This window comes from Shewanella sp. MMG014 (assembly GCF_018100775.1).
Lineage (GTDB): Bacteria > Pseudomonadota > Gammaproteobacteria > Enterobacterales > Shewanellaceae > Shewanella > Shewanella japonica.
Genome location: NZ_JAGJDZ010000012.1, coordinates 165,706 through 172,707 on the forward strand (window position 1 = coordinate 165,706; position 7,002 = coordinate 172,707).

5 protein-coding genes and 2 tRNA genes are annotated in these 7,002 nt (G+C 38.6%); 5 read left to right on the forward strand and 2 right to left on the reverse strand.

The genetic code is table 11. The features are described from left to right. The first annotated feature begins 1 nt into the window (after position 1). Together J8L86_RS17935 and nadA are read left to right on the forward strand one after the other, a co-directional pair. Positions 2–1,600: a dihydrolipoyllysine-residue acetyltransferase gene (locus tag J8L86_RS17935; protein ID WP_211031205.1), complete on the forward strand. Its 1,599-nt coding sequence runs from the start codon at positions 2–4 to the stop codon at positions 1,598–1,600. Between the two features lie 107 nt (positions 1,601–1,707). Next, positions 1,708–2,775, forward strand: a complete 1,068-nt coding sequence (gene nadA / locus J8L86_RS17940; protein ID WP_055023941.1) for a quinolinate synthase NadA — start codon at positions 1,708–1,710, stop codon at positions 2,773–2,775. A gap of 68 nt (positions 2,776–2,843) precedes the next feature. Here nadA and gap read toward each other — a convergent pair whose 3' ends face one another. Continuing rightward, positions 2,844–3,854: a type I glyceraldehyde-3-phosphate dehydrogenase gene (gene gap / locus J8L86_RS17945; protein ID WP_055023940.1), complete on the reverse strand. Its 1,011-nt coding sequence runs from the start codon at positions 3,852–3,854 to the stop codon at positions 2,844–2,846. A 236-nt stretch (positions 3,855–4,090) separates the two neighbouring features. Next, complete coding sequence (locus tag J8L86_RS17950; protein WP_192022698.1) at positions 4,091–4,921, reverse strand: DUF2989 domain-containing protein; 831 nt, start codon at positions 4,919–4,921, stop codon at positions 4,091–4,093. A gap of 202 nt (positions 4,922–5,123) precedes the next feature. Here J8L86_RS17950 and J8L86_RS17955 point away from each other — a divergent pair, with 202 nt between their 5' ends. The 3 genes from J8L86_RS17955 to J8L86_RS17965 all read left to right on the forward strand — a co-directional run bounded on the left by J8L86_RS17955 (position 5,124) and on the right by J8L86_RS17965 (position 6,974). Further along, a complete protein-coding gene (locus J8L86_RS17955) occupies positions 5,124–6,560 on the forward strand; it encodes a glyceraldehyde-3-phosphate dehydrogenase (protein WP_211031206.1) in 1,437 nt (478 codons plus the stop codon). 247 nt (positions 6,561–6,807) lie between these two features. Beyond that, positions 6,808–6,883 (forward strand) — tRNA-Gly (locus J8L86_RS17960). A 17-nt stretch (positions 6,884–6,900) separates the two neighbouring features. Then, positions 6,901–6,974: transfer RNA gene (locus tag J8L86_RS17965), tRNA-Cys, on the forward strand. Positions 6,975–7,002 lie beyond the last annotated feature (28 nt).

Consider the following 7,002-nt stretch of genomic DNA (forward strand, 5'->3'; position numbering starts at 1 on the left):
TATGATTAAAGATTTTATTTTGCCTGACATTGGCGAAGGTGTGGTTGAATGTGAGTTAGTTGATTGGATGGTCAAAGAAGGCGATGTTATCGTTGAAGATCAACCTATCGCTGACGTTATGACAGATAAAGCATTAGTACAAATTCCAGCACCACATGGTGGCGTTGTGACTAAGTTATACTATGCAAAAGGTGAAATAGCTAAAGTACATGAGCCTTTATACGCCGTTGATATTGAAGCAACGTCAGCCGAGAAAACAGAAAAAAGTTCATCACAGAATCACGATGATCAAGTATCGACTGAACAGCAGAATGTAGAAATTAGCTCAACGACTGATTCAGTAACCGTATCTGGTAAAGCTGTTGAAGAATTCCTTTTACCGGATATAGGTGAAGGTATTGTTGAATGTGAATTAGTTGAGTGGCTTGTAGAAGAGGGGGATCAAGTCGTTGAAGATCAACCCATCGCCGATGTCATGACTGATAAAGCGTTAGTACAAATACCAGCAATTAAAAATGGTAAAATTGTTAAGCTGCATTATCGAAAGGGTCAACTTGCTAAAGTTCATGAACCTTTATTCGCTATTGAAGTCGAATCAACTAGTTCAGTGGTGGGATCTACGCAAGTAGAAACGGCAACGACAACAGTGGCTTCAACGACTTCTTCAGTACCACAAGGAAAAGCATTAGCAAGTCCTGCCGTTCGTCGCTTAGCGAGAACGTTAGATATCAACATTGCTAATGTACCTGGCAGTGGTAAGAATGGTCGAGTATATAAAGAAGATGTAGAAAACTTTGCCAATGGCAGTTCATCGAATGCTCAGGCTCAACCTGTTACAACTCCGACACAATCACCTGTTAACGACACGGTTTCTCAGTCTATTGTCAAACAAGCTGCAGATACAGTAGAGCCAATTAAAGGCGTAAAAGCGGTTATGGCTAAGATGATGGTTGAGTCAGTTTCAACTATTCCTCATTTTACTTATTGTGAAGAGTTTGATTTAACAGAATTAGTTGCACTTCGTACAGAGATGAAAGAACGTTATTCATCAGATGAAGTAAAACTAACCATGATGCCTTTCTTTATGAAGGCAATGTCTTTAGCAATCAATTCATTCCCAGTGATGAACAGCCAAGTTAATTCAGATTGTAGCGAGTTAACATACAAGGCAAGTCATAATATTGGTATGGCCGTTGATTCAAAAGTGGGTTTGCTCGTACCAAATGTCAAAGACGTACAAGATAAATCTATTCTTGATGTTGCCGCAGAAATTACGCGACTAACTAACGCCGCTAGAAGTGGACGAGTCAGCCCAGCGGATTTAAAAGGTGGCACGATTTCAATTTCTAATATTGGCGCTTTAGGTGGCACAGTAGCCACGCCAATTATCAATAAACCAGAAGTTGCAATTGTTGCTTTAGGTAAACTACAGGTATTGCCTCGATTTAATGCTAAAGGTGAAGTTGAAGCACGTAAGATTATGCAAGTGAGTTGGTCTGGCGATCATCGTGTTATCGATGGTGGCACCATTGCTCGTTTTTGTAATTTGTGGAAACAATATCTTGAACAACCACAAGAAATGCTATTAGCGATGAAGTAGTCATCATTGTTTTTCAGCATAATCAAAATAAAGGACGCTAATGCGTCCTTTAATTTTGTTAAGTGTTTTTGTATAATCCTCGGACGTTGTAACTTCTCGGAACCATAATGATCACCTCGGCACCGAATATTGACTCTATTGAATATCCTTTTCCTGCTAAACCTGCTGTGTTGTCAGACGCTGAAAAAGCAGATTACAAAGCAAGAATTAAACAGTTATTAATCGAACAAGATGCTGTTTTAGTTGCACACTATTATACCGATCCTGAAATACAAGCTCTGGCAGAAGAAACAGGAGGTTGTGTATCTGATTCTCTTGAAATGGCTCGTTTTGGTCGTGATCATCCTGCAAAGAAACTCATCGTAGCTGGCGTTAAGTTTATGGGCGAAACGTCTAAAATCTTAAGCCCTGAAAAAACAGTTTTGATGCCGACTTTAGAAGCAACATGTTCGCTAGATATCGGCTGTCCAATCGATAAATTTTCTGAGTTCTGTGACGCACATCCTGATCATACTGTTGTGGTTTACGCTAATACATCTGCAGCAGTAAAAGCAAGAGCTGACTGGGTCGTGACATCAAGTATTGCCTTAGAAATTGTTGAACATTTAGACGCCGAAGGTAAAAAAATTATCTGGGGGCCAGACCGTCACTTAGGTAGTTATATTGCCAAAGAAACCGGCGCTGACATGTTAATGTGGCAGGGTGATTGTATTGTCCATGATGAATTTAAAGCCAAAGCGTTAAGAGAACTAAAGATTCAACATCCCAACGCAGCAATTCTTGTCCACCCTGAATCACCAGCAAATGTGGTTGCACTAGCAGATGCTGTTGGGTCAACTAGCCAGTTAATTAAAGCTGCGCAAACAATGGCTAATCAAGAGTTCATTGTTGCTACTGATCGCGGCATTTTCTACAAAATGCAGCAAGCTGCGCCTGGTAAAACATTAATTGAAGCACCGACTGGTGGTAATGGAGCCACTTGTAAAAGTTGTGCTCATTGTCCTTGGATGGCAATGAATGGTTTACAGGCAATTGAAGCTTCGTTAAGCGCTGAAGATAAAACGCAGCATGAAGTTTTTGTTGATGACGCGCTACGTGATGAAGCGCTTATTCCATTAAATAGAATGTTGGATTTTGCAAAAACCTTGAATATGAAAGTTAAAGGTAATGCTTAGTATCTCACTTTAATTTTATTTCAGATACAAAAAAGCCCTGTATTAACAGGGCTTTTTATTATCTATCATTACTTAGCATTCATTAATGCGACAGTATTATCTAGCATGCGGTTACTGAAACCCCATTCGTTATCGTACCAAGCCATTACTTTAACTAAACGACCATTAACACGAGTTTGTGTTGCATCGAAGTTAGATGAGTAAGGATTGTGATTGAAGTCAATAGAGACTAATGGTTCTTCATTGACAGCAAGCACTTCACTCAATGGTGCAACTTGAGCAGCTTTAGTGATGATCTCGTTAATCTCTTCCACGCTAGTATCTCTACCTGCAACAAACGTTAGGTCAACTAATGACACGTTTACTGTAGGTACACGAACGGCTAAACCGTCAAATTTACCTTGTAGTTCAGGAACAACAAGTCCAACAGCGGCTGCCGCACCAGTTTGAGTCGGGATCATCGACATTGCAGCGGCACGAGCACGACGTAAGTCAGTGTGATAAACATCTGATAAACGTTGATCGTTTGTGTATGCATGAATAGTCGTCATTAAACCAGACTCAATACCGATAGAGTCGTTTAATGGCTTAGCAAAAGGTGCTAGACAGTTGGTAGTACAAGAAGCGTTTGAGATAACAGTCATATCTGAAGTTAATACTTCATTATTAACACCATAAACAACGGTAGCGTCCACTTGTTTGCCTGGTGCAGAAATGATGACCTTTTTAGCACCCGCATCTAAATGAGGTTTAACAGCGTCTTTAGATGTGAAAATTCCTGTACATTCATAAACAACATCAACGTTTAATTCTGCCCATGGTAATTTAGAAGGGTCACGTTCTTGGAAAGTTAAGATTTTGTCGCCGTTGACATAAATAGCTTCGTCATCGTGATCAACTTTAGCATTGAAACGGCCATGAACTGAGTCGTATTTAGTAAGGTGAGCATTAATTGAAGCATCACCCAAATCGTTTAAAGCAACGATTTCGATTGGATAATCCTTTTCGCTTTCATAAAGCGCACGTAAAACATTTCTACCGATACGGCCATAGCCGTTAATTGCAACACGGATAGTCATCGCATATCCCTCAAGTGATTATAAATCTGTTACGTAAATCGTATGGTAGTAAAATTACCAAATTAGAGCATTTCGTCAAGTAAAAAAGCCCAAAAAGCGACATTTATCGTGAATATGTCTGTATTTTATTTACAGAATTCAAAATAAAAGCGGTTTTGAGCTTTGTTATGAAAGTCCAATACAGCGAGTGCTGTAAATGATTTGTGTTTTAGTGTAGCTAATAATTTTACATTTGGTTATTCAAAACGATGTTTTATCTGACTGCTTGCAAACTTTCCTTGCTTGATGTCCTTTACTAGCTCTTTCGCTTCCGCATCGAGTTGCACCGCTAAGTCTGAATTGTTTGCTATTAACGCTAATAATTTTTCTTCTGAGGCAGTGTTATCACTTATTAATGTATTCGCCTTAGTTAACAAATACTCGTTTTGTACATTTTGTTCTCTTCTATATATGGTTGCTAGAGCGAGGAGCCAATCTGAATCAATATTGCTCGCCTTAACATGGGAGAGTAAATGCAAATAAAGTAATTTGGCTCTGGCGACATCTGTTTTTATATAGTGAGAGGCAACTTGAGCGAGCATAAAGGTCTCAGTGAGCTCACCGGCTTGTTCGGCTTTAATAACAATATCGCGAGAGGGGAAGTCATTAAATTTAGTCCAACGATAATACGCAAGGTAAATATCAGGATTGTCTTTGGTGTACTCTTGTAATTGGGCTAAGTTTTGAGTGCTAACAGCATAAGCACGTTCTCTGTCTTCTGTTCGATGTGTGTTTATTATATGTTTAACGCCGGCTGCGAGTTCAATGCAGTTGCTATAAGATTCAAGTTTAATTAATTGATCATATAGTTGCTTACCCGACGGATTTTCAGTGATCTTTAATTGATAACGACTACGGATTAAGTCTCCTTTTTCTACTAAACACCAACTATCCTTGTGTAAATCGGCACAAAGTTCAGGATTTTTTTTACAAATGCTGCCACTATTTCGGCCAACATCACAACCAAATAAGCCGAATAAAGCAGCAAAAATTGAAAATGATGTAATTATTACTAAACTTTTGTTCAAAACTAGCTCCAAAACAGGAAATTATCTAATAAAATTACAGGTTTACTAAAAATTTCTTACTGGCGAAAACGCATAAATTTCATTACAATGTCGCCGACCAAAAGGGGTTAACCCTACCAAATAATGATTATTGGTCTTTTCTTTTCGTTACTCAATTCTTTCTGCGACAAAAAGCTGAAATATGAGATAAAGGATCTTTTTAATGAGCGCTGATAAACACCTACAAAGTTGGCAAGAACGTTTCGAAATGGCTGAAGCAATGCAGCCTTTATTAGGAAAACTATACCGCAATCAAGGCGTTGAAGTCTTAGTGTATGGTAAACCTCTACTAAACGCATCTACAATTGAAATTATTAAAGCGCATCGACTTGTTCGTCGCCATATTGGTGAAAAATTACGTCTACGTGAAAGCTTCCCGTTTGTTGAAGCATTAAGTAAGTTGTCAGTAAAACACTGTAAAGTTGATATCGGTAAACTAGCGATTAATTACTGGCGTGATAATAAAGACGCTTCTCAAATTCAAGCTTACATGACTCGTGAGCTGGAAGCAGGTCTTAATTTTGGCGATGATGCTGAATCAAAAGACGTAGTTTTATATGGCTTTGGACGTATCGGTCGTTTATTAGCACGATTAATGATCGAAAAAACAGGTAAGAGTAATAAACTTTGTTTACGAGCCATTGTTTTACGTGGTGGTAAAAAAGGCGATTTAGAAAAGCGCGCGAGCTTATTACGTCGTGATTCAGTTCATGGGCCGTTCAACGGTTCTGTTGAAGTTGATGAAGAGAACAACGCTATCATTGCCAATGGTACGTACATTCAAATCATCTATGCCAATTCACCTGATCAAGTCGACTACACACAATATGGTATTAACAATGCGCTAGTAGTTGATAATACAGGTATTTGGAAAGACGAAGATGGTTTAGGTCTTCACCTTAAGAGCAAGGGTGCAAGCAAAGTATTATTAACTGCACCTGCTAAAGGCGCGATTAAAAATGTTGTTTACGGTGTTAACGAAAACGATATTTTACCTGAAGACATGATTGTTTCAGCAGCAAGCTGTACTACTAATGCAATTACGCCAGTACTGAAAGCTGTTAACGATAAGTATGGTATTGAAAACGGTCACGTAGAAACGATTCACTCTTATACCAATGACCAAAACCTAATTGATAATTACCATAGTGCTGATCGTCGTGGCCGCAGTGCACCATTAAACATGGTTATAACTGAAACGGGTGCAGCAAAAGCTGTTGCAAAAGCATTACCCGTTATGGAAGGTAAATTAACAGGTAACGCTATTCGCGTTCCGACACCAAATGTTTCAATGGCAATTATCAGTGTTAATTTAAATGGTGAGACTAATCGCGAAGAATTAAATGAATATCTTAAGGATATTGCATTAACTTCAGATCTTAAAAACCAAGTAGATTACACCGATTCAACTGAAATTGTTTCGAGTGATTTAGTCGGTTCTCGCTATGCTGGTGTTGTTGATTCACAAGCGACAATTGCTGATGGCAAACGTGCGATACTATATGTTTGGTATGACAACGAATTTGGTTATAGCTGCCAGGTTGTTGGTGTTATGCAAAAAATGCTTGGATTAACGACGTTATCTTTACCAGAAGCTTAAGTTTTTAATCTGTCTTTAATTATCTAAAAGACACTTTAAAAAAAGCACTTCAATTGAAGTGCTTTTTTATTGTTTGAGTTTTATTCGCATTGTTAATTATTCACTCAATACGTAGATTTAAACATCAAACAAATTCAAAACTGCTATTATTTAAAAAATCTGCATTGACAGTTATGCGTAAAACGGTAAAATCCATTTCGAAATCAACAACGGAGATTAACTCCTTATTGATTACTTGCATTGAAAGGCGACATTAGCTCAGTTGGTAGAGCGATACCTTGCCAAGGTATAGGTCATCGGTTCGAACCCGATATGTCGCTCCAATTCAATAACAAGTTTCGGCGCGATGGCAGAATGGCTATGCTGCGGATTGCAAATCCGTCGACCTCGGTTCGACTCCGGGTCGCGCCTCCACAAATTTTGTTTAATTGTATTGATTTAC